Below are 24,839 nucleotides of genomic sequence, written 5' to 3'. Positions count from 1 at the left end.
ACCAATGCATCTAATTTTTATTATATGAAATAGAAAATAGATGGTTCTTTTCGAACAACTATTCCGACATTTTTAACCATCCATCCCATTCTTCTTTCGTATCACCAATTAAGATTGTTTCAATGTCCAACTGGTTTAGAACGCCTAGCTTTCCGATAAATCCAACTGAAAGAGATTCCCTTTTTTCTTGTAATAAATTTATAAAGTTCATCGTCTTTTTCATTTCTTGTTCGTCAGCAAAAGATACAAATACATATTTCGGCTGTATTTCCTCTACCGCTGATAACATACCATCTTCAGCTAAGCTTGTCCTAATATATATCGCCTCATATCCTTTTAAGCGTAAATAAGTTGAAAAAATAAATCCTTTCAATGCATCCTTTTCTAACACAATAACTTTGTGTAAAGAGGAAAACATTGAGGCATTGTGATACACCATCCCTAGACGCGTTTGTAAAAATGATAGTGCATATTGAAATTGCACCATTGAAATCTCATTATTATTTTTTGACGTTAATAATTTGTCTGTCACTCGAAGAACAATACTGGCAACAACCTTCTCTGTTGAATATATACTAAAAGCTTCGTTTAATAATGCAGCAATTGTAATTTCATCAAATTTTAACAAAGCTTGTAGCAAATCGTCCACTAAAACAACTTCTTTATCGAAATGTATCTCTTTTTGAACTGTACTCTGCAAACGATTCTCTTCTAATAATTGAACTGCTTGTCCAATCATCATACCGGAAGAAACTTTTTCCATTAACCATTTTAAAATTTGAATATGCTCTTCTGTATATAAACGATGCCCAGCTTGATTCCGCTTTGGGGCAATAATTTGATATCGTCTTTCCCATGCACGAAGCGTACTCGGCTGAACTCCAATTATATTCGAAACGGCTTTTATATTGTATTTCCCATTAAGAGTTGGCATCATTTCCCTCCGCACAATGTAATGATGTGTGTTTGAGCAGGTGCTCGGAAACGAAGTGGTATCAATGTTGTTCCATACCCATTACTAACAAAGAGAATCGTATTTAAATGGTTATATACGCCACCTTTTAAATATTTTTTAGATGAGAATAATCGGATTTGCCCTCCATGCGTATGTCCACTTAAGACAAGTGAAATCTGTTCATTTCCAGACATTTTTTTTATTATATCAGGGTTGTGACTAACTAGGATACGAAAACCATCTTCTTTACAATCCGCCAATGCCAAATCTAGACGATCACGGTGCAATCCAACATCATCTATACCGAGCAAACAAATTTTCTCGCCTAATTCAGACTCAAATACCACTCTTGTATTATCTAAAACTTTTACGTTATTTTCTAATAATAACGCATCTAATTCATGATATTCTATCTCATAATCATTGTTTCCCCACACAAAATATACAGGAGCTATCTCTCTTAACTTTTGAATATTCGCAGAGATTTTTGATAAAGAGACACCTTTCTCTGCTAAATCTCCTCCGATAATTACGAGATCTACTTTTCCTTTTACTTGTTCAATTAACAAATTCGAAATGACTCTTCTATGAATATCAGAAATAAAAAACACATTTACTTTTTGAAAACTTTTCGGAAATTCTTTAAATACTAAAGTATGTTCCAACACCGTATTACGCATCGCTTCTTTATACATCACAAGAAGCAATAAAATCCCCATGCCTATGAGAGTACTGAATAATATAATCCATATCATATTTTTGACTCCCCTCCTCATAAAGATAATCCTAGGCTTTTATAACAAACTGTGATCGCTTAACTCACTAGCTTTCTTGCTTTGTGGACTTATCTTTTATCGGAATTTTTAATTCTTGACCTGCACTCACTTCATCTTCTTGCAAGTTATTATACTTTTTAATTACTTCAATTCCATTTCCATCTGAAAAATATTGCTTCGCTATACTTTCTAAAGTTTCTCCCTCTTTCACAGTATGCGTTATTACTTTTTCAGAATGTTTCTGTGACTCAGATTTAGCTGAATCAAAGAAGATTACTTCAAACGCACTTTTTCCGGCATTATTACTATCACCCTTCACCTGAATATATTTATCCGTATACCACAAAATACTAATTGGCAGCAGAATGAATAGAAATGTTAAAACCCGGACGAAAATGTGATTTATTTTAAACTTTTGTTTTTTTTCTTTATTTCTATGAATTTCACTACGCGGCGGTAAACTTTCTTTTTCTTCCACTCGCTCAACTTCTAATTCCTCTTCAAAATCAGGAATTCGTTTCCTCATGTTGTTCACCACCACCTTCCATTTATTTTCTTAATTGGAGTCCCATTATAAAATCAACAAGAAAGTGTGCAAAGATTGTTATAAACAAATTTCCTGTCCATTCAAATACATAACCAAAGACAAAACTAATGAAACAGACGAAACAAAACAAAAATGGCTTTGTTATATAACGAATATGTAACACTGCAAATACGAAGCTCGCAATTACAATTCCAAAATGAGTCTGTACTACACCTCTAAATAAAAATTCTTCTGCAAAACCAATTAAGAACGTAATAACGAGTAAATGCAGAACGGACATTCCTCGAAACATCTTATCGTTAATACCACCATCATCAAACCAAGACTCCGGAAACACTCGCATTGCAACATAATCTAATAACACAATACCAATCGCTAACAAACCACCTATAATAAGTATAGATACTGGTTCCCACTTCCATAAATTAAAGACTTCTTTTACATCTTGAAATAATATATATGCCAGTAAACAGCCAATACCGATAATAATTAACTGTGTTATATATAGATTCAGCCTTATTTCCTGCGGACTCATATCTTCAACATTATGCCTTTGAATGTTCATCATTCCTCCATCTTTTCTAGGCCGAAAAGCTTTTGTAACTCTGTTTCCCAATTATAGTCGAAATCCGATTGTTGCGCTCGTCTTTTTTTATAATCTTCTTTTGTAATACCGCAATAATCGCAGCAATTAATTAACTCTTGCTCTTTCCTATAACCGAACTGTTGCAGCACATATTCACGTCTACATCCTTTAACTTGTATCCATGACTTCATATTTTCTAGCTCACTATATTTATTACGCAACCTTATTTCTACTTCAGCTATTAATCGGTTCATGATTTCATCTGACAAACCTTCTAATAATAATCTTCGTTGTTGTATAATTCCAACCTGTTCGAGATGATAACGAACGAAACGCCAATATTGCTCATTAAATCTTGCTGCATTATAACAAATTTCTTCTACATCTTCTATTGGTAATTCTTTCGTTTGAAACATTCTTTCTTGTAGTAAAGAAAATAAAAATTGTATTTGTGACTTACTCGGCAATTCATCCTCAATGATTGAAATTGGTAAATCATGATCCAACGGACTACATAATAAAATAGCTATACTCGGTTCGCCATCTCTTCCAGCTCTTCCGATTTCTTGTAAGTAAGAAGCTATATTAGTTGGATAATGAAAATGAATAATATATCGCGTATTCGCCTTATTTACCCCCATACCAAATGCACTTGTGCATATTACAAGTTGCAATTGATCGTTCATAAACTGCTGTTGAATTAACATACGCTCTTCATGTTCCATACCACCATGATAAAAAGCTACACCAGTAACACCTTTCCCTCTCAAGTATTCCGTTAACCTTTCTGTCCACGCTCTACTTGAGCAATATACAATCCCCGGCCCTTGTAAATACATCACCTGCTCTAAAAGCGCCTCTTTCTTTTCTTCTATCGTCTCTACAAATTGCACATCCATTGCAATATTAGGACGGTCAATAGAGTATACATGTTCCGCGGCACCCTTTAAATTTAAACTATTTGCGATATCCTGCAGTACCCCTTTTGTCGCTGTGGCTGTCAATGCTAATACTGTAGGAGAACCAATATTTTCAATAACTACATTTAGTTTTTTATAGTCCGGTCTAAAATCATAACCCCATTGAGAAATACAATGAGCCTCATCAACAACAAATAATGAAATATGAATTTTCTTCAATTCCCTAATTAATAACTCCGACTGTAACATCTCTGGTGAAACAAAAATAAATTTATATGAAGATAATTTTTTCATCGCTTCTCTTTTTTCATTTAATGTCCGAAAACTATTAAATGCTATTACTCGGTTTTTCACAACATACTTTAATTGTGTCACTTGATCTTCCATTAAAGATAATAACGGTGATACAACAAGCACTGTTCCTTCTCGCATAAGCCCCGGAAACTGATAGCACATAGATTTCCCTCTTCCAGTCGGAAGCATTGCTATCACATCTTTTCCTTCTAATAAATCTGTAATAACTCCTTTTTGACCTGGACGAAATTCAGAATATCCAAACCACTTATATAAATATTCTTCAAGTTTCATTTACACCCTCCATCCGCGCTAATACAAGACGAACTTCAAAATAAGAGATATCTTCTCCAACCGCTTGTTTCAAAACACGTAACTTCCGCGTTTGCAATGCTTCAATTACTTTTATTACTTTGTCTATCTTTTCTTTTTCCATAAACATTTCAATAGAAAAATCTTTTTCTCGCAAAGCAATTTCAACAAAATGATCTTCTATCGTTGCAACCTTTAAATTCCGAATCGTCGCTATTTCTTCTAAAGAACGTCCTTGTCTCCAAAAATTATATGTTTTTTTCGTCGATAAACTAAATAATTCAGCTCTCTCATTTGGATAAGATATAATTTCAGCTAATAGTGGAAATTCATTTTCTTTATCACGAACTTCTTGTATAAAGAAATGCATTGTACCCCAAAATAAAAAATACACCCTGAATATATCTTGTTTCGTAATTTCTGCTAATTGTTGCAATGTACAACCAATACGTTCATAACCCGTTAGCCGATATGTTACAATCGTCGCTTCTATCGTATTGCTCTTTTCTAAAAGATTATGTACTTCCGTCCATAGTTTTCTCGCCAACTCACTTCTCTTATATGGTATTCCTGTTAGAAAACGTTTCACCCACATCATTATTTCTGTATCTTGCTGAATTGGGATAAACTTCGTATTATTCTGTTGTAAATTTGATATAGTTTGAATAATTAATGATAATCTTTTCCAAAATGTTTCACCTAATTCACCATAATGTAAACCATGCAAATGCGCCGGAAAAGCATAAACTTCCTCCCATTTATGTAACTGCATTTTACCCGTAGGTGTTAACACATATGTATTTTCATGTATTTCTTGAATAAAATTCGCTTGCAACAACTTTGCAACTTCACCATCATAGTCATTTCTATTCAACGATTTGTATATTCCGAACAAAAAAGAAATTCGGAACATATTTCCATCTTGTAAAGTTTGCGAAGAACGTTTGCCCTTTAGTAAATAATAAATAGAAGAAACGGTTCTTTCACCATTCAATTGTTTTAAACAATGCAACAAAGTATATTGTATTTGCATGACCGCTTCCACCTTCCAATCTTAACTTCATTCTTTTCAGTACAATTACACTATCTACTTTCGCTCATTAAACTTATCATATAAGAACTATATACTTGTATATATTCTATTGTATCAAACGAAATCATATTTACGTATTTTGAAAATCTTATGACATAATTCAAAAATAAGTTGACACTCTAATTGATAAGCATTATCATTATAATTTTATGTTGAAAAGTTTTACAAACCGTTTTACAATAAGGTTATAATTTTTATGGCGAGCTTTTCACATACATATTATCAGGAGGGAAAAAAGATGGCAAAATATACAATCGTTGATAAAGATACTTGTATTGCATGTGGTGCTTGTGGCGCTGCTGCACCAGACATTTATGACTATGATGATGAAGGTATTGCATTTGTAACATTAGATGATAACCAAGGTATCGTTGAAATTCCAGATGTATTAATTGAAGATATGATGGATGCATTCGAAGGCTGTCCAACTGACTCAATTAAAGTTGCTGACGAATCATTCGACGGAGACGCTTTAAAATTCGAATAGTCTTTTATTAACTTCAAAAAATGCCCCTCATATTGATGAGGGGCATTTTTTGTATCTAAATTTTATTTTCCTTAATAAAAAACCATTAGTAGTTTCACACTACTAATGGTTTTAATATATATTATGCATTTTTCATTTTTGCAAACACCCATACTTTCAGGCGTGAGAATAATGCTACAAATACAATTGTTACAACAATCCCTTTAATTAAATTAAATGGTAAGATTGCCGTTACAACCGTTGTTCTTATAGCTTCGCTAGACATAGCCGGTGAATTTAAAAACCAAGTGTAAGCCGGGAATATGATGATGTAGTTTAATACACTCATAATAAGTGCCATTGTAATTGTCCCTAGCATTAATCCTGTAGTTAAACTCTTCACAGTACGATACTTTCTAAATAAGAAAGCTGCTGGTCCAATAAATAAACATCCTGCAATAAAGTTTGCAATTTCTCCAACTGGTACTCCCGTTAAACTTCCTTGAATCCCGTAATGTAAAATGTTCTTTATCGCCTCTACAATCACTCCTGCTACTGGTCCAAAGATAATTGCTGCAATTAGAGCTGGTACATCACTAAAATCAATTTTCAAAAATGGCGGAAGCCCTGGGAACGGGAAATCTAACATCATTAGTAAATATGCAATACTACTTAGCATCGCTACACTCACCATCTGCACTACACTGTTTTTTTGTTTCATCTTTCTCTCTCCTTTTCCATCGATCATCTCATGGAAAGTGGAAAGGTTCTGCTATGCCTATTTTTTCATAGAACGAAAAAACCCTTTGTGTTTTACACAAAGGGAGAATTTAAGGCACATCAAACAGACGTTCAAATCCATATCTTTTTTGAACGCTTGAACCTCCATCTTCTCCCATCCAGACTATACTGTCGGCTTTGGAATCACACCAAATCCTGCCTTAACGGCTCGCGGGCTTAGAACAAAATCATAAATAGTTCATCACCGCCGGTCGGGATTTTCACCCTGCCCCGAAGATAGACCGATATTCTATTTTCCCCTTCATTATACAACAACCTCATAACATTGTGAACTAAAAAATTGTAACTTATTTAAAATTAGTTATTTATTTTTCGTAACAAAAAATAAATTGCGAGATATTTTACAATACAATCCATATTTTTTATTATTCGGCATTTCTCTTTTGAATTACCTAGTCATATATAATTAAAAGTGATAAGATATTGAATTGTTAAGATAAGAACATTTTCTGAGTTATGGAGGAAATGTCATGAAAAAAGACAAGAGACATTCTATTCGAGAAGCAATGAAAAAAAACTTAAGAAAAGAATACTTTTACTTAAAAAAAGAATTACTTTTCTATTGTCCAATTGATTTAGGCACATTCTCAAACGAGACATACTATGCTACTTTCGATGAAGATGGCATCAGTATTTATCAGTATGATAAAAAAACAGAAAGTAAATTAAAATTGTGTGAGCGTCATCCGTGGAAGAGTTGGAATAAAGTAAAGATTGATCACTATTTGACAACTTCTCAATTTATTTTTCAGGGTGAGCGAAATTGGATCTTATCTCTTTTTCAAAAAGGAAAAGAAGCTCAAAAAATTATTGAAGAGCATACATCTTTACAAACAGAAGTTGTTTCCCGCTCTTTCTTAAAAAAACTTCCTGGTTTTCGTTCTAATACACCACTGAATAAATACATCGGTAGTATTTGTTACACTGCACTTATTGCATTTTTATTAAAATGGATGATTCCATTTCAAGCACCACAAATCGCCCTGTATTCTATTTCGATTGGTTGTATGCTTCTTGGCCTACTTTGTTTGACAATCGGTTTAATTGAACCGACTATCGTACTGTTTCGAACAAAAGAGAAAACAAGAACAAAAGTTTTTTACTTATATAGCTATTTAGCTATTTCTGGATTTATATGTGTCTTTATTTTTTGGTAAAAGAAGCCGTCCCAAAATAAATTTTGGGACGGTTTTCTTTTAGATATAGATGCTCTAATTCACTCAATAGTTCTAGCAAAAGCGCCCATATAATTTCATTTACATTGAACCTTATTTAAGAAGAACATAAATTTGTTCAAAGTTTAATTTTTGAGATGTTTCCTTCACTTAACATATAATTGTTGATTAGGATAAATTAGCTCTTGCTGCAATCCATTTTTTTCTTTAATTTCCTTAAGTGTCATACTAAATTTCCGTGCAATACTAACTAAAGTATCCCCTTTTTGTACGACATATAATGATGAAGAAACAACTTCATTTCTTTGTTCATTTAAAACAAGCAATGGGTTCATCGCATTCTTTTTCGCCATCGTCCATCTTCCTTGATGAAGTTCTAGATGTAAGTGTGCACCTCGCGATTCTCCCGTGTTCCCTACTTCTCCAATTTTTTCTCCTTTGGAAATATAATCTCCTTGCCCCACATATCTCTTATTTAAATGTGCATATACAGCCTCATATTCTCCGTGTTTAATAAATACAACATTTCCATAACTACTTGAATAATAAGACTTCGTTACCCTACCATCTTGAATAGCTGCCACAGGCGTTCCAATCGGCGCAGCTACATCAATACCATAGTGTTTTCCATGCCTTGTCCCAAAATAATCACTTATCTGACCTTCAACAGGCCATGTCCATCGATTTTCTTCTGCATAAACATGTAATTGAGATACAAACAGTATACTCAATAACATGACGCCGCATTTTAAAACTTTCATATACATCCTCCGTTTTCTAATTACCACCATACCTTCTCTATTTTGGTATATTACAGAAAAAAGTATACAAAAAAAAGAAAGTGAATTACTCCACTTCCTTCTCTTTCTTATCACGAAAAACTAATGCACTACGGTTATACTCCACATCTTTCACTTGTAATCGGGCATTTATTACTCGAGCTATCGCAAACAAATAATCAGATAATCTATTTACATACTTTAAGACAACTTCATTTATTTTCACTTCTTTTTGCAATGATACTATAGAGCGTTCTGCTCTCCTTACAACAGTACGTGCAATATGAATAGTAGCCGCCGCCTCGCTACCACCTGGCAAAATAAAGCGTTCTAATGGCGGGGCTTCTTCTATATATAAATCAATCTTTCTTTCTAAACTTTCAACCATCTCAATTGTCACTTTATAAGGAATTTTTTGTTCCACTATTGCCAAGTCTCCTCCGCAATCAAATAGTTCATGTTGAATATTTTCGAGCTCATTGTAAATATCTCTAAAAGCCCCGCCTTGAACCTTAGTCATTGCATATCCAATATGAGAATTTGCCTCGTCTATTGTTCCATACGCTTCCACACGGATATCATCTTTATCAACCCTGCCACCTATTACACTTGTCGTTCCTTTATCTCCTGTTTTTGTATATAATTTCATTTCTTCACAGCACCCTCTCTTGTTATTCTTGATTCGATCAAGATAGAAAAAAGTTCTACCATTCTTTATTTAATTGAGTTTACAAAAAAATAAAAAACAGCAGAACTTTATTCATTATCAACTTTAAAAACACATATCTAAATTATACGATTCGGTAAATATACAGAGAATGTAGTTCCTTCTCCAACAACACTTGATACAGCAATTTTACCGTCATGGCCTTGAACAATATTTTTCGCAATCGCAAGCCCAAGTCCTGTTCCACCCTTTTTCCCACGTGTTCTTGCTTTATCAGCTTTATAGAAACGATCAAATAAAAATGGAATATCCTCTTCTGGAATGCCTGCACCCGAATCTTGTACTTCAAAAATGAGGCCATTATTTTTCGTATCAATTACAAGCGTTACATGTCCACCCGCATTCGTATGACGAATTGCGTTATCAATCAAGTTCGTCAACACTTGTTCCATCCGATCTGCATCAAACGCATATTCTTCAATCTGATTCCGGAAATCAACTGTTAGTTCAACTTCTTTATCCTTTGCAATCCCTTGGAATTTACGACCAATTTTTTCCACAAACGGATGTATGTCGACTTCACCAATATGTAACTCTACGTGACCGCTTTCCATACGAGCTAAATCTAACAATTCATTTACAAGTTTACCTAAACGAACGGATTCATCATAAATGATTTGAACAAACTCATCTATTTCCTCTTTCGTTTGCACAATATCATCTAAAATCGCTTCACTATACCCTTGCAGCATGACCATCGGTGTACGAAGTTCATGTGATACATTCGCAATAAAGTCTTGACGCATTTTCTCAAGACGACGTTCTTCCGTCATATCTCGCAGTACCGCTACAGCCCCACGAATTTTCGTTTGATTGTAAAGTGGTGTCATAAGAACTACATAGTTCCCTTTTTGTAAATTAATTTCAACAACTTGTTGTTGCTCGCTTTCTACAACGAGATGGAATAGTTCCACAAGTTCAGAAGGTAATTTTTTTCTTAACTCTATCTCTTTTTCTTCTTGCCAAACTTGTAAGAAATGTTCAGCCGGTGGATTAATAACTACGACTTCACCTTCTTGATTTAACGTAATAACTCCATCTGCCATACTACTCAAAATACTGGCTAACTGTTCTTTTTCTTGCTGCAAAGCATTCATATTAAACTTCAACTGTTTACCCATTTGATTTAAGGCCGTTGCCAGCTCACCAATTTCGTCCTGAGATACCATAGGAGCCTTTGCATCAAATTTCCCACGTGACACTTCAAAAGCAACCTCACGCATTTTACGAAGCGGTGCTGTAATCCGAGTAGATAAGAAGAACGCAAAGAAAGTTGTTAATATAATCGCAATCCCAGCGGCTAAGAAAATGAAATCAGTCGTTCTCTCCATATCTTTTATTGGCACTTGTAAAGATTCATATACGAACACTGCGCTTTGATTTTTTGATTGTACTGGTTTCCCAACGATCACAATATCATTTTCAGTGCTTTTATTCTTTCTACTATCAGAAGCTTTTCTAATGTTGTTCTTAATTTCTTTTTTGTCCGTAAAAACAGCGGCTAATTCTTTATCTTCTTTTAAATCATCCATTGTAAGAGTGACTAACCCTTCTTGTTTCGGTGAAGAAGAGATTTCCTTGCCATCTTCTACAATAATAATCCTTGAAAGTGGATCAGAGAATTTGTACGCGATGTTCTCAATCGTTTTTACATCGGCACCTTCTTCAATTAATTCCGTAACACTTGTTGCGACTTTTTGAAGTCTATTTTCACTCATATCAACATAATACGTTCTAAAAAATTGTGAAAGTAAAATCGCAACAAATCCAAGAACAAACGAAACGAGAAGTAATATGGTCATCCATAACTTCCCTACTACACTTCTCCAAAGCATCAGTCGTTCACAACCTCAAATTTGTAACCTACACCCCAAACAGTAACAATCATTTTCGCTGCATCTGGTGATTTTTTGCTTAACTTCTCACGTAAACGCTTTACATGTGTATCAACTGTACGTAAATCTCCGAAGAATTCATATTGCCATACTTCTTTTAACAGCTGCTCACGATCGAATACTTTATCAGGAGCTTTCGCTAAAAATAATAGTAACTCATATTCTTTCGGCGTTAAGTTTACTTCATTGCCATCTGCAGTAACACGGTGTGCATCGTTATCAATTGTTAAGTGAGGGAATACAGTAACATCTTTTGTCGTTGTATCTTGTGTAAAGAATGTTGTTGGTACAGCACGACGTAATACCGCTTTCACACGTAGCACGACCTCACGTGGACTAAACGGCTTTACAATATAATCATCTGTTCCAACTTCAAATCCTTGTACTCTATTTACTTCTTCACCTTTTGCTGTCAGCATAATAATTGGTGTCGCTTTCTTCTCACGAACCCCTTTACATACTTCAATGCCATCTTTACCAGGCATCATAAGATCTAATAAGATTAAATCGTAATCATTTTGCAACGCCATTTCTAAAGCTGTATCACCATTATCTGCTTCTTCAATCGTATATTGTTCTCTTTCTAAGTACATTTTCAATAAACGACGAATACGATCCTCATCATCTACAATTAAAATTCTTGATTCATTTTCCATCTCTACCCGCTGCGTACTCTCACCTCAGCGGTTCACACCTACCCTTCTTTAACTATTATGTTGCGCTATTCTCGTTTATTTAAGCAATCTTCTAAATGTTTCACTTCCCATATTATGCTTCACAAGAATAATAAATTTTGTTCAATTTTTTTCCAAAACTATGTATTTTTTTTGAACTGTATATAATGTCCTCGACATCATTTTACAAAATCAACCGCTACTTTGTCATGTTTTTCTCAAAAAAGAAGAAAAGTTGACAAAAATAAAATAGGAAAGTGACATGCACTCTCCTATTTTATTTCTCTATGCATATGAATGTAAACCGGCAATAATTAAGTTTACTACAATAAAGTTAAACATAATGATTGCAAAACCAATTACTGCAAGCCAAGCTGATTTCTCTCCATGCCACCCTTTAGATAATCGTAAATGTAGTACTGCAGCATAAAAGAGCCACGTTATAAGTGCCCAAACCTCTTTCGGATCCCAGCCCCAAAAGCGCGTCCACGCTATTTGAGCCCAAATCATCGCAAAAATTAATGCACCTAATGTGAAAACTGGGAATCCAATTGCAATAGATCGATATCCGATTTCATCTAGTAGATCACTATTCGTATTCTTTACTAACGGCTGAAGTGCCGCCGATACTCGCTTCCGTAAAACGAGTCTTAATACAATATACAGTAATGTCCCAACTAACACTGACCAAACAACAGTATTTAATTTTTTTGCATTTACAATTGCTGGAACTTCAACTGCCGGTTCTAATTTATTTTCTGTCAGTAACTTCCCTTCATGCGGTCCAACTAAAGCCGGAAGATTGTACTTCATTTCCAGTTGTTGTTCATTTTTATCAATCCATTGAAACTTCGCTTCATATTTCATACTAGAAAATACCGTTGTTACTCCAATAAATCCAACTGTACAAACAAGTGTAAATACTACCGTCTCTAGCCAAAATGTACGTTTACTTCTCGTCGATTGATCTACATTTTTCAATAAATACATAACGCCTGTAATAAAACTAATCGCTAAAATGGCTTGTCCTGCTGCTGCAGTCGTCACGTGAATATGTAACCAATTACTTTTTAAAGATGGAATAAGCGGAGATATTTCCCTCGGAAACATACTTGCATAGGCAATTAATAAAAGCGCAACTGGTAATGCAAATAGTCCGATTATGCTTACACGGTACATAAAATACATGACAATAAATGCTCCTACAAGCATCATGCCGAAAAATGTACCGAATTCAAAAAAGTTACTAACTGGCGCATGCCCTGATGCAATCCACCTTGTAACAAAATATACTGTTTGTGCTATAAACCCTAAAATTGTAATCGTTATTCCTACATTTGCCCATTTATGACCCTTTTCTTTAATGGCTCCCCCAAAAAATAGAGTCGCAATTAAATATAAAATAAATGCGGTAAAGAGAAAGTTACTACTTATTTGCACCATATCGTTTCCCCACCTTAACTAATTTTTTTATCGATTACTTTATCATTTGGCTGTGGAATTGCTGTACCTTCTATTACTCTTTCAATATCTTTCTTTAAACCGAACCAATTTTTATTTGTATGCCCTGCAATCCACCATTCATCATTAACACGTTGTATCCAAATACGGCGATGATTCCAATACATACCTTGAATGACACCAACCATAAATATAAATCCTCCAATACCGAGAATCCAAAGCGTTAAATCTTTTCTTACAGTAAGTGCTGTTGCATTTTGCATTTCAACACCTGCAAACGACATTTTATATTTGTTGTTTCCATCTGGTTCTATATTTTGCTGAATACCAACAAAACTCACTTCACCATCTGGTGTTTCAGGTGTAAACATTTTAAATACAAATGCAGGATTGTTTGGTAATTTCGTTTTTGTATTTGGTTTTCCATTCTCATCAAAATAAAAATCAGGAAAATAGCTTAATAGTTCTAGAGAATAACCATTTCCTAAATCATATTTTTCCTTAGGATTCGTTAAATCTACTTTAATCGGTCCCCACTTTTGATTATTTTCTTTATTTTGCAAGTTAAAGGACATACTTTTAAATTCACTTTCTTTATAATCCACTTGATACACTGCAAATTGATCAAATTTCAGTGGTTCATTCACTCGAATTTCCGCTTCTTTTACTTTTTCTAATTTCGGTTTTTGTCCTGCTATATTTTCTCCTACTGCTTTATATAATACGGCATTCGTTTGGAAGTTTTTCGCAATCATTTTATCGCCTACACGATCAATCGCTTCCTCAAAAACTTCTTTGTCCTTACTTTTATCATAAACTTCTTTTATAAATTTCTCGTTTTTTAAGTAGTACTGTCCATCCGTCCCTGGTATTTCTTTCGTTTCACCATCACGTAACCAAAGTGCTTCGTCTACGTACATACTCGGTAAAAAACGAAGCATCGCACCGAATAAAAAGATAATAAGGCCGATATGATTTACATATGGACCCCAACGCGAGAAGCGTCCCTTTTCTGCTAAAACGTTTCCGTCTTCCACTTTCACGTTATAGTTTCTTTTCTTTAAATTCTTTTGCACTCTTTCCAGGTCACCATCTTGCGGTGTACCAGTCCCATATAATCTCTGTCTCTTTAAAAAGCTAGGATGTCTTTTTACACCTTGCTTTTTTAAAGCTTTATAAAGTGGAATAACGCGGTCTAAACTACATATCACAAGTGAAATACCGATAGAAGCAATCAAAATCATATACCACCATGAACCGTATAAATTATTAAATCCTAATTGATAGTATAATTGTCCTAAAAATCCGTATTCTTGTTTATAATATTCAGCTGGTGCAATCCCTGGAGTTATGTACATTTCTTGCGGAAAAATAGTTCCTATCGCTGATGCAGCTAAAGTTATTACGATTAGCCATACACCCACTTTTACAGAAGAGAAAAAGCTCCAAATTTTATCGACTATCGTTTTTGTCTGCGTGAGAGATCTCCGTGCACTCCCCTCATAGCGCATATCCAATAGTTTTGCATTTTCATTGCTTTCAAATGGTTTCCCGCAAGCTTCACAAAAAACGGTTCCTATCGGATTAACATGTCCACATTCACATTTAATTTCTTTCAACACTCTCACCGCCCCTGTATCTATATGTACTATTGTATATTCTAACCTCAAGTTACCACAATACTCAGAATTTTTAAACCAGAAGCACTATAGACACGCACCCCTTATGTAAAGGCTTTCTTTATTACGGAGTAATTTTCTTTAAATACCCTTCTAACTGTTCTTTCGTTTGTTCACCTATAATTTGCTCCACTACTTTTCCATCTTTATCAATCAAAAAGCTTGTCGGTAATGGACCTACTCCATATGTTCCTATAATCTTTTGTCCTTTATCAATGGCAACTGGGAATTTCAAACCATACTGGTTCACAAAGTTCTTTACTGCAATATCCGTTTCATCTGCATCTAACGCTATGATTTCAACACCTTTTTCTTTATACTTTGGATATAATTCATTCATATAAGGCATTTCTTTTTCACAAGGTTTACACCACGTGCCCCAAAAGTTTAAAAATACACCTTTTCCCTTTAAATCTTTTAGTTCAATTTTCTTCCCTTCTAAATCCGTCACAACAAAGTTAGGTGCTTCTTTTCCGATTTGCATTTTCTCTTTATTAGCAAAGAATCCTTGATAAAGGGTAAATCCTACAGCACCACATAAAATGAGTAGAATAATAACGCGAAATAATAAGCGATGTTTCTTCATATTACCTCTCCTCTCCTCGATAAATGTTATGTATTATCTTCTGTAAATGTTGTATTGAATAAATCACCAGCAGAGCACTCCACTGGTGAATTTTTAACTCTATAGCTTATCTTGGCTTTGTAGAAGCAAGCGCGCGTAATTGTTTCACCTCATGTGGTGTCAATTCTCTCGCATCACCAGGTCGCAGGCTTCCTACTTCTAAGAAAGCATAACGTTCACGTTTTAATTTCACTACTTTACAGTCTAACGCTTCAAACATACGACGTACTTGACGATTACGTCCTTCATGAATTGTTAACTGTACAATAGCCATCTCTTTACGCTTGTCCCAAGAAATAATTTTCACACGCGCTGGCGCTGTTTTACCGTCTTCTAACGTAACACCGCGTTCTAACATGCGAATTTTCTCACCTGTTAATGGACCTTTTATTTTTGCAACATATGTTTTTTCAACTTTATATCTAGGATGCATTAATACGTTTGCGAAGTCCCCATCGTTTGTCATTAATAATACGCCAGACGTATCATAATCTAAGCGTCCGATTGGGAATAAACGTTGTGTAATTTCCGGGAAAAAGTCCGTTACAACACTTCTTCCTTTATCGTCTGATACACTTGAAATTACGCCAGTTGGTTTATATAGTAAAAAATAAACAGGTTCTTCTTTTTCAAGAGGGATGTTATTTACTTCTACTTTATCTTGAGGAGTTACTTTTGTCCCTAACTCCTTCACTATTTTTCCATTAACTTTCACTTTTCCTTGCTGAATTAATTCCTCAGCCTTTCTTCTCGATGCAATACCTGCTTGCGCAATCACTTTTTGTAATCGTTCCATTTCTTTTTTTCACCTCGAATTTATCTTACCTTACATTAGAAAGACTTGGCAACCGCATACGCTTTACGGCTATTCGCTTCATCTTACTTAAACAACATAGCGATGATAATAAACATATAAAGGTCAAATCATGTTTTTACCCTTTATTATTGTCCATATTTTTCATATTTCTCACAATAAAAGTTCATCATTTTGTCAAAAATACCACATAAAAAAACCACTATTAAGCTACACCTTAATAGTGGTCGTATACGTATTATAAGCGAAATAGCGTAAAAAATGAATAGTATTACTGAAACAATAAAGAAACGAACACAATTGAGCATATAATCCCTATTAAATCTGCAAAAAGTCCTACTTTTAGTGCATCACCCATTTTTCTAATCCCGACCGCGCCAAAATATACAGTTAAAATATAGAAAGTCGTATCTGTGCTTCCCTGCATCGTAGAAGCCAATCTCCCAATAAACGAATCTGGCCCATATGTGGCAATTAAATCGGTCGTAATACTTAAACCAGCAGAGCCTGAAATAGGGCGTATAAGTGCTAGTGGAACAATTTCTGCTGGAACATGGATCAAATCTAACATTGGCTTCATTACCGATATCATTGCATCTAACGCACCTGAAGACCGGAATATAGAAATAGACACAAGCATTCCAACCATAAACGGTAAGATGGAAATTGCAATTTGAATCCCTTCTTTTCCTCCCTCAACGAACGATTCATACGTCGGTACTTTCTTTATTGTGCCATATAAAAGGATAAAACCAATTACACAAGGAATTACCCATAAAGAAATTGTATTTACAATACTCATTTTTTCCGCCCCTTTCTACTCCTTCTTCGGTAAAAATAGCGGTCAATCCAAATTGCTCCAATCATAGAAAGTACTTGTGCAATAAATGTTACCCCAACAATTTCAGTAGGATTCGCTGATTCATACGTCATTCGAATGGAAATGACTGTCGTAGGAATTAATGTAATGGCTGATGTATTTAATGCTAGAAACGTCACCATAGAACGGCTCGCCGAATCCTTTCCTCCATTTAACTCTTTCAGTTGTTCCATCGCTTTAATACCAAGAGGGGTTGCTGCATTACCTAGACCAAAAAAGTTTGCCATCATATTTGATAGAATAAATCCCATGGACGGATGATCCTTTGGTATTTCTGGAAACAACCTTTTTACTATCGGCATAAAAAGTGTAACTAATTTTTTTAACAATCCGGCTTCCTCTGCAATTTTCATTAAACCGAGCCAAAATACTAAAACACTAATAAGTCCTATACAAATCGTTACCGCATCTTTTGCTCCGTCAAATACAGCTTTATTCACTTCTTCCATCGTGCCATTTATCATGGCGTATACAATCCCAATGACAGCCATCGCTACCCATACGAGATTAACCATCGTTCCCAACACCTATCATGTAAGAAAAAATTTCTTTCACATTATTCCAGTAAAGTCCCGTTGTAGCTACTAACTTCCGTTTACTATAAAATAAATTCCGTTCTCCAACTTTTTCATTACCAACATAAATGTCTGTCTTCCCAACCTTTACTCCATCCGTAAGTTTTGTACTTTTATGGAGTTCAACTTTTAATACTACGTTCTTTTTTTCTTCTTCAGTTAACGGTACCGAAAAACTATTTTTCGTATAAACATGGTTGGCATACTTCTTTTCATTTATTTCAGCAATTGCTCCTTGTCCTAAAACTTTCGTTTGTTTGAAACGTTCAAAACCTTTATCAAACAAATTCATATGATCATCCCAATCACTAGAGGCACTCAAAGTTACGACAATTAAATCTAGTCCATCTTTTGATGCCGTTGTCACAAGCGTTCGCCCAGCTTTCTTCGTAAAGCCTGTTTTTCCTCCTGTTGCAAATTCATAATAAGACGTTACCAGCTTATGTTTATTTTTCCACGGGTAATCCCAAGAATCTGATTTATATGTTTTGGTTCCAAAGATTTTCTTAAATGTCTCGTTTCCCATTGCATATTTCGTTAATAATGCCATATCGTAAGCCGACGAATAATGTGATCCATCTCCATCTAAGCCATGAGGGTTTGAGAAGTGCGTATCTTTCATTCCAATTTCTTTCGCTTTTTGATTCATTAAATATACGAATCCATCTATACTCCCACCCACACTTTCAGCAATTACTTGCGCTGCGTCATTACCAGATCTAAGCATGAGTCCGTATACTAAATCTTCTAACTTCACTTTTTGTCCAGGCTTTAAATAGATTGCCGATCCTTCCACCCTCACCGCTTCATTACTAACTGATACCATTTCTTTCATCTTCCCTGATTCAGCAGCTAATAAGGCGGTCATAATTTTTGTTATACTAGCAATTTTTTGAGGCTCATGTTCTGCTTTTCCGTATAATACACGACCAGACTGTTGCTCCATTAATACAGCATTTCGAGCACTGACATTGCTGTTCATCTTTGCATATGTAGGAATCGGCATAACGCTTGCATACATCATAAGAAGCGTAATGATTACACAAATTCGTCTCATATTTCCCCCCACGTCCTTTTGGCACTTTTTGTACAAGTGTATGCTTGGCCTTTTAAAATATGAACGAAATCTTCCTTCTACTTCCATTAAAAAAGACGCAGAGAATTTGCGTCTAATATGGTGTCCATTCAATTTGTTTCGCATTTTCAAACCTTTTTTCTACATCAGGCCAATTTACAACATTCCACCAGTTTTTAATATATTCATCTTTTCGATTTTGGTATTGTAAATAATACGCATGTTCCCAGACATCTAGTACAAGGAGCGGTATCGTATCCCATTGTGTAAATAATTGATGAAGTGTACTTTGCAAAATTTCTAACCTTCCAGACCGGGGTACCCAAACGAGAATTGCCCAGCCTGAACCTTCTACTTTAGAGGCCGCTTCTGTAAAATGTTTTTGGAAACGTAAAAAGCTCCCAAAATCTTGTTCAATTTGTTGTGAAAAAGCTCCTCTTGGACTTCCACCACCGTCTTTTTTCATGTTATTCCAAAATATCGTGTGTAAGTAATGACCTGACCCATGAAAAGCCGCTTCCCTTTCCCAATGCTTAATTAAATCAAATTTATTTGTTTTTCTCGCTTCTTCCATCATCTTCTCTGCTTTATTTAACCCTTCCACGTAACTCCGATGATGTTTATCATGATGTAACATCATAATTTCTTTAGAAATATACGGTTCTAATGCATTATACGGATAAGGTAATGGCGGGAGTGTATGTCCTCCAATTGGGACAGCTCGTTCACTATCCCCTCTTTCATATAATTCATATTCCTCTTCTTCTTGCATAAATACTTCCTGCAAGTGATGCTGAATATGTTCTACATCATCGCTTATTTCATACATAAACTCTGCATCTGTTTCATACTCATGCTCTTTCATACGCTCTAATAACGTCTGAATTTTATAAGCAAGCATATGGACATCATACACTTCCATTGCGCGGCTATCTAATACGTGAAGAACACTTTCACACCAATTTTCTACTTCATGAAAGTAATCTGTAAATACACCTTGCTGATTCATGTTGCACCTCCCTAATGCTATCCACTTAACTATATTCAATGAAAATCCCTTATATAACTGTACAAAAGGAAAAGAAGCTAAGTCACCTTAGCTTCTTTTCCTCAATCAATATTTGTGTAACATCTTTGTCTGATAATCCGTCTCATAATATTCTAGTTCTTCACGCATCAATTGAAATTTACCTTCTAAACTCTTCATCACCTGCTCCAAAGATGCAGGTGGTGTTTGTTGAAAAACGATAGAATTTTTCCCTGTATATGCAGACCGACTATTTTCATACCAATGATCACTCTTCGGTGAAAAAAACTCTGCAATTACTTGATGGTAAATCTTATATAAAATTTTTTCAGCTGCTGTTTTTCGAAATGGCTGGCTATTCAACAAAACAAAACATGCATCCTGTCCTTCTTCGCAAAAAACGAGAAGTCGTCTCATTGATGCTAATACCCCTTTATAATATTGCTCATTCCCTGCTGGTGTTTCCTCTAATAAAGAAGGTAACGTATGATAATTTACATAATTAGTTATCAAATTAATAGCATCTTCTAAAAATATAGAAACTTGTTCTGTTTGATTTTCAACCATCAAATTAGACATTTTTCTCTCTCCTTTGCCATTTCACGCTATTTCTACTCTTTTATTTTTATGTAATTCAGCCAATATTTCTTGTACTTTCGACACCGTTCCCTCATCAAAATATTGTTGAAATTCTTCCATATTATTTAAATACAAACGTTTTTGCGCACGAAGCTCCTTATCTTTCACTAAACAACATATCGCTACAATATCACGCAAATATATGTTTTGTTCTTCTACTTTATACACTGGATTTCCTTCAAAAGGAGTAATTTCTTGTAAAACTTCTTCAAAATATCGAACGTATACAACCGAAAAAGTTTTCTCTTTACCATTTAATATATATGTCACTTCAGATCTGTTAAAAAAATCTTCTGATGTATTAGGTTTCGCTTTTTCTAACTCATATCCTACGTAACCTTTTATAATCATATACTCCCCTCCCCCTCTTTCATCTTATTCTAACTTAATTTTCTGATAAACAAAATATTCTTTTAAATATACCTATATAAAAAATAGCTCGCCTATACAGGAATTTACCTTTTTATTTTTCTTGAAGTTTGTCATAATAATATTATTGTCTCAGTTTTCTTATACAAGGAGAGTTGTATTTATGTCGTTTTCATGGAAACGTTTCTTACAAATCGGGAAAATTGTCTTCCCATTTGTTGTATTAACAATTGTATTCTTTCAAGCAAAAAAAGAATTAGCGGGCATTTCTTTTTTAGAAGCGATTGATACAATTAAAAACATTCCAACTGGAGGAGTCTTTTTAGCAATTACACTTGGTGCATTCGCTGTATCAACAATGTTCTTTTATGACTATGTTATGCTTCGTTACTTAAAAGCTGATATCCCTGTCCAAAAGATTTTCCGTATCTCGTGGATTGCTAATACTTTAAATGGATTTATCGGGTTTGGTGGTCTTGTTGGAGCCGGCGTACGCACAATGCTTTATCGTCCATATATAAAAGAAAATGGAAAACTTATTAAAAGTATCGCTTGGATGACAACTGCCTTTATTAATGGATTAGCCATTCTTTCATTTCTTGGTCTCATCGGAATATTAGACACGAGATTTATTTTGCATGAAAAACCATGGCTATGGCCTGTTCTTATCTTCTTCGCTCTTTTCGTCCCTATATATATCGGATTTTCTAAATTAAAAAATAGAAAAGCGACGCAAACAGAGGAACAAGAAGAAGAGGAGAAAAACCCAACTGTTTTATACTCATTAGTTTCATTAGTCGAGTGGGTATCCGCTGGTATTGTTATGTACGTCATATTACTATTATTTGGCATTGAAATCGAATTCCAAAAGTTTTTAGGCGTATATGTTATTGCTGCTTTAGCTGGTGTCGTTAGTCTTGTTCCTGGTGGCCTTGGATCATTTGATCTTGTCTTCTTAACTGGGCTTGGGCAATACGGCATCGATACAGGTGTTTTACTCCCTGCTATGTTATTATATCGTCTCGTCTATTACATCTTGCCCTTCTGCCTTGGTCTCATTTTTGCAGCTTTTGAAATGACAGGAGTAGCCATTAAAAAGTTTGAAGATAAACCTTTTATTGCGCCTGCATTAGAGACAACTGGTGTTATATGGACTTTGCAGCGTGACTTTCTAGGAAAGTTAGGTTCTTGGGCATCTGCTGCTTTAACAGTATTTGCTGGCTTAATGGTTATTTTATCAACCATTCTACCGACAAGTATAAATCGGGCACACGCCTTACATATTCTAGCTCCAAAACATCTTATTCAATTTTCTTTTAGCTTATCGCTAACATTCGGTATTCTCCTCCTCATTCTTTCGCGGGGGATATATTACGGAACAAAACGTTCTTATTATATGACGATTGTTTCTTTAATTGGAGCGGCTATTTTTAACACACTAAAAGGAATTGATGTTGAAGAAACTTTTATTTTATTAATCGTACTCGCTGTATTGTATATGCTTCGTAAAAGGTTTGTACGTGAGAAAATGGAAGTCTCACTTTCCGATATCGTAAAAGTTTTTATATTCCTACTTGTAACGTTATATTTATATAAAAACTTAGGTATTTTATTTGCAGGTGCAAAAGAAGCTTTCAAACCTGATTTTGTCGTTCGTAATATTACACAAGTGAAACGAAGTGCATTAGCAGCTGCCTTTTTTGTTCCTACTTTTTTACTAATTGGTTCACTCATTGCAAATCGTTATCGAAATGAATTTCCCGGGCAACCAGCTAATGATAAACGATTACAAAACTTCTTAGATGAACATGGTGGAAATGTACTTAGTCATTTAGGTTTTTTAGGAGATAAACAGTTCTTTTTCAGTAGTGATGGAAAAGCACTCATTCTCTTCTCAATAACTGGAAAACGACTTATTGTACTAGGTGATCCAATTGGGGACCCTTCCTCCTATCGTACTGTATTGCAAGAGTTTTTAGCTGAGGCTGATCGATTTGGATACATTTGTGTATTCTATCAAATTGAAAGTAAATGGATGAGTTTATACCACGATTTTGGTTATAACTTCTTTAAGCTTGGTGAAGAAGCTGTTGTTGATTTAAATACCTTTACAATAACAGGAAAGAAACGCGCTGGCATGCGAGCTACTTTCAACCGTTTTGAAAGAGAAGGCTATACATTCTCTATTCATGAGCCACCTTTCTCCGACGAATTATATGAAGAGTTAAGAAAAGTTTCAGATGCATGGCTTGGTGGAAAAAAAGAGAAAGGTTTTTCACTCGGATACTTCGATCGTGAATATATTAGTCGCGCTCCTATCGCAACATTATCTGATTCGGATGGAAAAATTATTGCATTCACAACATTCATGCCTGTATATCAAAACGGATCATTATCTGTCGATTTAATGCGATATTATCCAGATGCGCCTAGCGGCATTATGGACGCAATTTTCATCCACTTATTCCAGTGGGCAAAAGAAAATGAATACCACTCCTTTAATATCGGTATGGCACCACTTTCAAATGTTGGTTTATCCACACAGTCTTTCTGGTCTGAACGAGTGGCTGCTGCAATCTTTAATAACGTTCGTTATACGTATAGTTTCAGCGGATTACGACATTTTAAAGAAAAATATAAACCAGCATGGAGCGGTAAATATTTAGCATTTAGAAAGAATCATTCTTTACCAATTACAATGCTCTCTGTAACAAAATTAATAGGAAAAAGAAAAAACAGCTAAATTCTTAGCTGTTTTTTCTTTTTTGAACTTGTACAATAAATTCTTTTTCATACTTCTTACCATTTATATAGAAATTCCCCCACATTTTATACGTGCCCTCGGCAGGAAATGTAATTCGGTATTGTAATTGTTCATCCGTATCTACAGGCATAGCGTATAAAAAATTCTCCTTCGTTTCATCCACTATATAGAGTGACTCTACTTCTCCTCTCTCTGAATGCAATTTCAATTTTTCACCCTTTTTCGCTTGAAACTGAAATGTTAACGTAACTGGTTCATTCGGATGTAATGCGCCAAATAAAAGAGAAACTTCATACTCTCCTATTTTTTTTGTAAGTACACTGTCAATTGGAAATTTCACTTTTTTCTTATTGTTCTCCTCTTTCGTTCTACCAAAATTCTTCCTAGCGAATGACTCTACGGACTTATTTTTATCTTCGTATAAAAATATTGTATATTCTTCGTCTTTCGCTATTTTGGAAGATAACTTATATGACCCGTTCCCTGCAAATGTGGGTTTAATTTGTTGTATGTTTTTTAACTGTCCATCTACAATCACTGCCCGCATTTGATCATTTACACCACGAATTTCATTATTCTTGTTGTTTAACAACTGAAATACAATATCTACTTTCTCATTTCCCTTTCCATTTGAAACATCCCACTTTACTTCCTGAACATCTCCTACAGTCTCTTCGTTTTCTTGATATTTTTTTATGTAAAATCCTCCTGCCACAATAAGTACTAACGCAATAAGCCCGATGACAAGATTTTTCAAAACATCACCTACCATTTTTATTGTCTCTATTCATACAAAACTTCTTAAGATATATATTCTAGATTATGATTTATGAAATCCTCCTATTTTGCACATATTACAAATAATAAAAAGATTTTAATTGAAAGGATTCGTAGTGTATAATGCAAATGATATTGATTTCTATCAATACAC

At 34.7% G+C, this 24,839-nt stretch carries 25 protein-coding genes and 1 riboswitch; of the genes, 3 read left to right on the top strand and 22 right to left on the bottom strand.

All coding sequences use genetic code 11. The features are described 5' to 3' along the window. Positions 1-58: 58 nt before the first annotated feature. The 6 genes from ACTFRY_RS11825 to ACTFRY_RS11800 form a co-directional block, all read right to left on the bottom strand. On the bottom strand, positions 59-934 hold the full coding sequence (locus tag ACTFRY_RS11825) for a MerR family transcriptional regulator (protein ID WP_001142651.1): 876 nt from the start codon (positions 932-934) through the stop codon (positions 59-61). Then, positions 934-1,710, bottom strand: a complete 777-nt coding sequence (locus ACTFRY_RS11820; protein WP_098616288.1) for a metallophosphoesterase — start codon at positions 1,708-1,710, stop codon at positions 934-936. The genes ACTFRY_RS11825 and ACTFRY_RS11820 overlap by 1 nt, the downstream gene beginning before the upstream one ends. A gap of 67 nt (positions 1,711-1,777) precedes the next feature. Continuing rightward, entirely contained in the window at positions 1,778-2,257 is a 480-nt protein-coding gene (locus ACTFRY_RS11815) for a LysM peptidoglycan-binding domain-containing protein (RefSeq protein WP_001231553.1), read from the bottom strand. 22 nt (positions 2,258-2,279) lie between these two features. After that, positions 2,280-2,843, bottom strand: coding sequence for a CPBP family intramembrane glutamic endopeptidase (locus ACTFRY_RS11810; RefSeq protein WP_001025780.1), 564 nt, complete (start codon positions 2,841-2,843; stop codon positions 2,280-2,282). Next, positions 2,843-4,372, bottom strand: a complete 1,530-nt coding sequence (recQ, locus tag ACTFRY_RS11805) for an ATP-dependent DNA helicase RecQ (protein WP_000762980.1) — start codon at positions 4,370-4,372, stop codon at positions 2,843-2,845. The genes ACTFRY_RS11810 and recQ overlap by 1 nt, the downstream gene beginning before the upstream one ends. Beyond that, the gene (locus tag ACTFRY_RS11800; protein ID WP_001167008.1) at positions 4,362-5,423 is read right to left on the bottom strand and encodes a helix-turn-helix domain-containing protein; all 1,062 of its coding nucleotides are present in this window, start codon (positions 5,421-5,423) and stop codon (positions 4,362-4,364) included. The genes recQ and ACTFRY_RS11800 overlap by 11 nt, the downstream gene beginning before the upstream one ends. 298 nt (positions 5,424-5,721) lie before the next feature. Here ACTFRY_RS11800 and ACTFRY_RS11795 point away from each other — a divergent pair, with 298 nt between their 5' ends. After that, positions 5,722-5,970, top strand: a complete 249-nt coding sequence (locus ACTFRY_RS11795) for a ferredoxin (RefSeq protein WP_001151993.1) — start codon at positions 5,722-5,724, stop codon at positions 5,968-5,970. A gap of 121 nt (positions 5,971-6,091) precedes the next feature. Here ACTFRY_RS11795 and ACTFRY_RS11790 read toward each other — a convergent pair whose 3' ends face one another. After that, positions 6,092-6,670 carry an ECF transporter S component gene (locus ACTFRY_RS11790; protein WP_000810856.1) on the bottom strand — a complete coding sequence of 193 codons (579 nt, stop codon included), beginning with the start codon at positions 6,668-6,670 and terminating at the stop codon, positions 6,092-6,094. Between the two features lie 162 nt (positions 6,671-6,832). Further along, positions 6,833-6,972: riboswitch (FMN riboswitch) on the bottom strand. Between the two features lie 248 nt (positions 6,973-7,220). Here ACTFRY_RS11790 and ACTFRY_RS11785 point away from each other — a divergent pair. Then, positions 7,221-7,907 carry a hypothetical protein gene (locus ACTFRY_RS11785; RefSeq protein ID WP_000710837.1) on the top strand — a complete coding sequence of 229 codons (687 nt, stop codon included), beginning with the start codon at positions 7,221-7,223 and terminating at the stop codon, positions 7,905-7,907. Positions 7,908-8,071: 164 nt separating this feature from the next. Here ACTFRY_RS11785 and ACTFRY_RS11780 read toward each other — a convergent pair whose 3' ends face one another. From ACTFRY_RS11780 to ACTFRY_RS11715, 14 genes are all read right to left on the bottom strand, one after another. Then, the gene (locus tag ACTFRY_RS11780; RefSeq protein WP_000866120.1) at positions 8,072-8,686 is read right to left on the bottom strand and encodes a peptidoglycan DD-metalloendopeptidase family protein; all 615 of its coding nucleotides are present in this window, start codon (positions 8,684-8,686) and stop codon (positions 8,072-8,074) included. A gap of 85 nt (positions 8,687-8,771) precedes the next feature. Beyond that, positions 8,772-9,353 (bottom strand): cob(I)yrinic acid a,c-diamide adenosyltransferase, encoded by a 582-nt coding sequence (locus tag ACTFRY_RS11775; protein ID WP_000781277.1) that lies wholly within the window; start codon positions 9,351-9,353, stop codon positions 8,772-8,774. Positions 9,354-9,490: 137 nt separating this feature from the next. Continuing rightward, positions 9,491-11,266: a sensor histidine kinase ResE gene (gene resE, locus ACTFRY_RS11770; RefSeq protein ID WP_098616289.1), complete on the bottom strand. Its 1,776-nt coding sequence runs from the start codon at positions 11,264-11,266 to the stop codon at positions 9,491-9,493. Next, positions 11,266-11,982: a DNA-binding response regulator ResD gene (gene resD, locus ACTFRY_RS11765; protein WP_000426861.1), complete on the bottom strand. Its 717-nt coding sequence runs from the start codon at positions 11,980-11,982 to the stop codon at positions 11,266-11,268. The genes resE and resD overlap by 1 nt, the downstream gene beginning before the upstream one ends. Positions 11,983-12,285: 303 nt before the next feature. Then, entirely contained in the window at positions 12,286-13,443 is a 1,158-nt protein-coding gene (resC, locus tag ACTFRY_RS11760; RefSeq protein ID WP_098616290.1) for a cytochrome c biogenesis protein ResC, read from the bottom strand. A gap of 14 nt (positions 13,444-13,457) precedes the next feature. After that, complete coding sequence (resB, locus tag ACTFRY_RS11755) at positions 13,458-15,083, bottom strand: cytochrome c biogenesis protein ResB (RefSeq protein WP_000910521.1); 1,626 nt, start codon at positions 15,081-15,083, stop codon at positions 13,458-13,460. A 121-nt stretch (positions 15,084-15,204) separates the two neighbouring features. After that, a complete protein-coding gene (gene resA, locus ACTFRY_RS11750; RefSeq protein ID WP_000716609.1) occupies positions 15,205-15,726 on the bottom strand; it encodes a thiol-disulfide oxidoreductase ResA in 522 nt (173 codons plus the stop codon). 106 nt (positions 15,727-15,832) lie between these two features. Then, entirely contained in the window at positions 15,833-16,561 is a 729-nt protein-coding gene (gene rluB, locus ACTFRY_RS11745; protein ID WP_000440556.1) for a 23S rRNA pseudouridine(2605) synthase RluB, read from the bottom strand. A 289-nt stretch (positions 16,562-16,850) separates the two neighbouring features. Continuing rightward, positions 16,851-17,381: a spore maturation protein SpmB gene (gene spmB / locus ACTFRY_RS11740; protein WP_000029514.1), complete on the bottom strand. Its 531-nt coding sequence runs from the start codon at positions 17,379-17,381 to the stop codon at positions 16,851-16,853. Beyond that, complete coding sequence (gene spmA, locus ACTFRY_RS11735) at positions 17,378-17,974, bottom strand: spore maturation protein SpmA (protein WP_000247811.1); 597 nt, start codon at positions 17,972-17,974, stop codon at positions 17,378-17,380. The genes spmB and spmA overlap by 4 nt, the downstream gene beginning before the upstream one ends. Next, entirely contained in the window at positions 17,967-19,091 is a 1,125-nt protein-coding gene (locus ACTFRY_RS11730) for a D-alanyl-D-alanine carboxypeptidase family protein (protein WP_001252637.1), read from the bottom strand. The genes spmA and ACTFRY_RS11730 overlap by 8 nt, the downstream gene beginning before the upstream one ends. Before the next feature lie 112 nt (positions 19,092-19,203). Further along, a complete protein-coding gene (locus ACTFRY_RS11725; RefSeq protein WP_440032346.1) occupies positions 19,204-20,118 on the bottom strand; it encodes a superoxide dismutase in 915 nt (304 codons plus the stop codon). Positions 20,119-20,223: 105 nt separating this feature from the next. Beyond that, positions 20,224-20,715 (bottom strand): YpuI family protein, encoded by a 492-nt coding sequence (locus ACTFRY_RS11720; protein ID WP_000067556.1) that lies wholly within the window; start codon positions 20,713-20,715, stop codon positions 20,224-20,226. A 21-nt stretch (positions 20,716-20,736) separates the two neighbouring features. Then, on the bottom strand, positions 20,737-21,126 hold the full coding sequence (locus ACTFRY_RS11715; protein WP_000584365.1) for a hypothetical protein: 390 nt from the start codon (positions 21,124-21,126) through the stop codon (positions 20,737-20,739). Between the two features lie 181 nt (positions 21,127-21,307). On the opposite strand from ACTFRY_RS11715, the gene mprF reads away from it, so the two are divergent. Continuing rightward, a complete protein-coding gene (mprF, locus tag ACTFRY_RS11710; RefSeq protein WP_000010893.1) occupies positions 21,308-23,887 on the top strand; it encodes a bifunctional lysylphosphatidylglycerol flippase/synthetase MprF in 2,580 nt (859 codons plus the stop codon). Between the two features lie 4 nt (positions 23,888-23,891). On the opposite strand, the gene ACTFRY_RS11705 is transcribed toward mprF, so the two are convergent. Next, entirely contained in the window at positions 23,892-24,680 is a 789-nt protein-coding gene (locus ACTFRY_RS11705) for a hypothetical protein (RefSeq protein ID WP_000232610.1), read from the bottom strand. Positions 24,681-24,839: the final 159 nt, after the last annotated feature.

This window comes from Bacillus cereus group sp. MYBK195-1, assembly GCF_051916605.1.
In the GTDB taxonomy this organism is placed as follows: Bacteria; Bacillota; Bacilli; order Bacillales; family Bacillaceae_G; genus Bacillus_A; species Bacillus_A cereus.
Note: the sequence above shows the minus strand (reverse complement) of the source record. Positions and strands in the feature narration are given on the sequence as shown.

Excerpts from the sequence above, each read along its gene's own strand:
- ACTFRY_RS11825 (WP_001142651.1), bottom strand. The coding sequence starts at position 934 with ATGCCAACTCTTAATGGGAAATACAATATAAAAGCCGTTTCGAATATA.
- ACTFRY_RS11820 (WP_098616288.1), bottom strand. The coding sequence starts at position 1,710 with ATGATATGGATTATATTATTCAGTACTCTCATAGGCATGGGGATTTTA.
- ACTFRY_RS11815 (WP_001231553.1), bottom strand. The coding sequence starts at position 2,257 with ATGAGGAAACGAATTCCTGATTTTGAAGAGGAATTAGAAGTTGAGCGA.
- ACTFRY_RS11810 (WP_001025780.1), bottom strand. The coding sequence starts at position 2,843 with ATGAACATTCAAAGGCATAATGTTGAAGATATGAGTCCGCAGGAAATA.
- recQ (WP_000762980.1), bottom strand. The coding sequence starts at position 4,372 with ATGAAACTTGAAGAATATTTATATAAGTGGTTTGGATATTCTGAATTT.
- ACTFRY_RS11800 (WP_001167008.1), bottom strand. The coding sequence starts at position 5,423 with ATGCAAATACAATATACTTTGTTGCATTGTTTAAAACAATTGAATGGT.
- ACTFRY_RS11795 (WP_001151993.1), top strand. The coding sequence starts at position 5,722 with ATGGCAAAATATACAATCGTTGATAAAGATACTTGTATTGCATGTGGT.
- ACTFRY_RS11790 (WP_000810856.1), bottom strand. The coding sequence starts at position 6,670 with ATGAAACAAAAAAACAGTGTAGTGCAGATGGTGAGTGTAGCGATGCTA.
- ACTFRY_RS11785 (WP_000710837.1), top strand. The coding sequence starts at position 7,221 with ATGAAAAAAGACAAGAGACATTCTATTCGAGAAGCAATGAAAAAAAAC.
- ACTFRY_RS11780 (WP_000866120.1), bottom strand. The coding sequence starts at position 8,686 with ATGAAAGTTTTAAAATGCGGCGTCATGTTATTGAGTATACTGTTTGTA.
- ACTFRY_RS11775 (WP_000781277.1), bottom strand. The coding sequence starts at position 9,353 with ATGAAATTATATACAAAAACAGGAGATAAAGGAACGACAAGTGTAATA.
- resE (WP_098616289.1), bottom strand. The coding sequence starts at position 11,266 with ATGCTTTGGAGAAGTGTAGTAGGGAAGTTATGGATGACCATATTACTT.
- resD (WP_000426861.1), bottom strand. The coding sequence starts at position 11,982 with ATGGAAAATGAATCAAGAATTTTAATTGTAGATGATGAGGATCGTATT.
- resC (WP_098616290.1), bottom strand. The coding sequence starts at position 13,443 with ATGGTGCAAATAAGTAGTAACTTTCTCTTTACCGCATTTATTTTATAT.
- resA (WP_000716609.1), bottom strand. The coding sequence starts at position 15,726 with ATGAAGAAACATCGCTTATTATTTCGCGTTATTATTCTACTCATTTTA.
- rluB (WP_000440556.1), bottom strand. The coding sequence starts at position 16,561 with ATGGAACGATTACAAAAAGTGATTGCGCAAGCAGGTATTGCATCGAGA.
- spmB (WP_000029514.1), bottom strand. The coding sequence starts at position 17,381 with ATGAGTATTGTAAATACAATTTCTTTATGGGTAATTCCTTGTGTAATT.
- spmA (WP_000247811.1), bottom strand. The coding sequence starts at position 17,974 with ATGGTTAATCTCGTATGGGTAGCGATGGCTGTCATTGGGATTGTATAC.
- ACTFRY_RS11730 (WP_001252637.1), bottom strand. The coding sequence starts at position 19,091 with ATGAGACGAATTTGTGTAATCATTACGCTTCTTATGATGTATGCAAGC.
- ACTFRY_RS11725 (WP_440032346.1), bottom strand. The coding sequence starts at position 20,118 with ATGAATCAGCAAGGTGTATTTACAGATTACTTTCATGAAGTAGAAAAT.
- ACTFRY_RS11720 (WP_000067556.1), bottom strand. The coding sequence starts at position 20,715 with ATGTCTAATTTGATGGTTGAAAATCAAACAGAACAAGTTTCTATATTT.
- ACTFRY_RS11715 (WP_000584365.1), bottom strand. The coding sequence starts at position 21,126 with ATGATTATAAAAGGTTACGTAGGATATGAGTTAGAAAAAGCGAAACCT.
- mprF (WP_000010893.1), top strand. The coding sequence starts at position 21,308 with ATGTCGTTTTCATGGAAACGTTTCTTACAAATCGGGAAAATTGTCTTC.
- ACTFRY_RS11705 (WP_000232610.1), bottom strand. The coding sequence starts at position 24,680 with ATGGTAGGTGATGTTTTGAAAAATCTTGTCATCGGGCTTATTGCGTTA.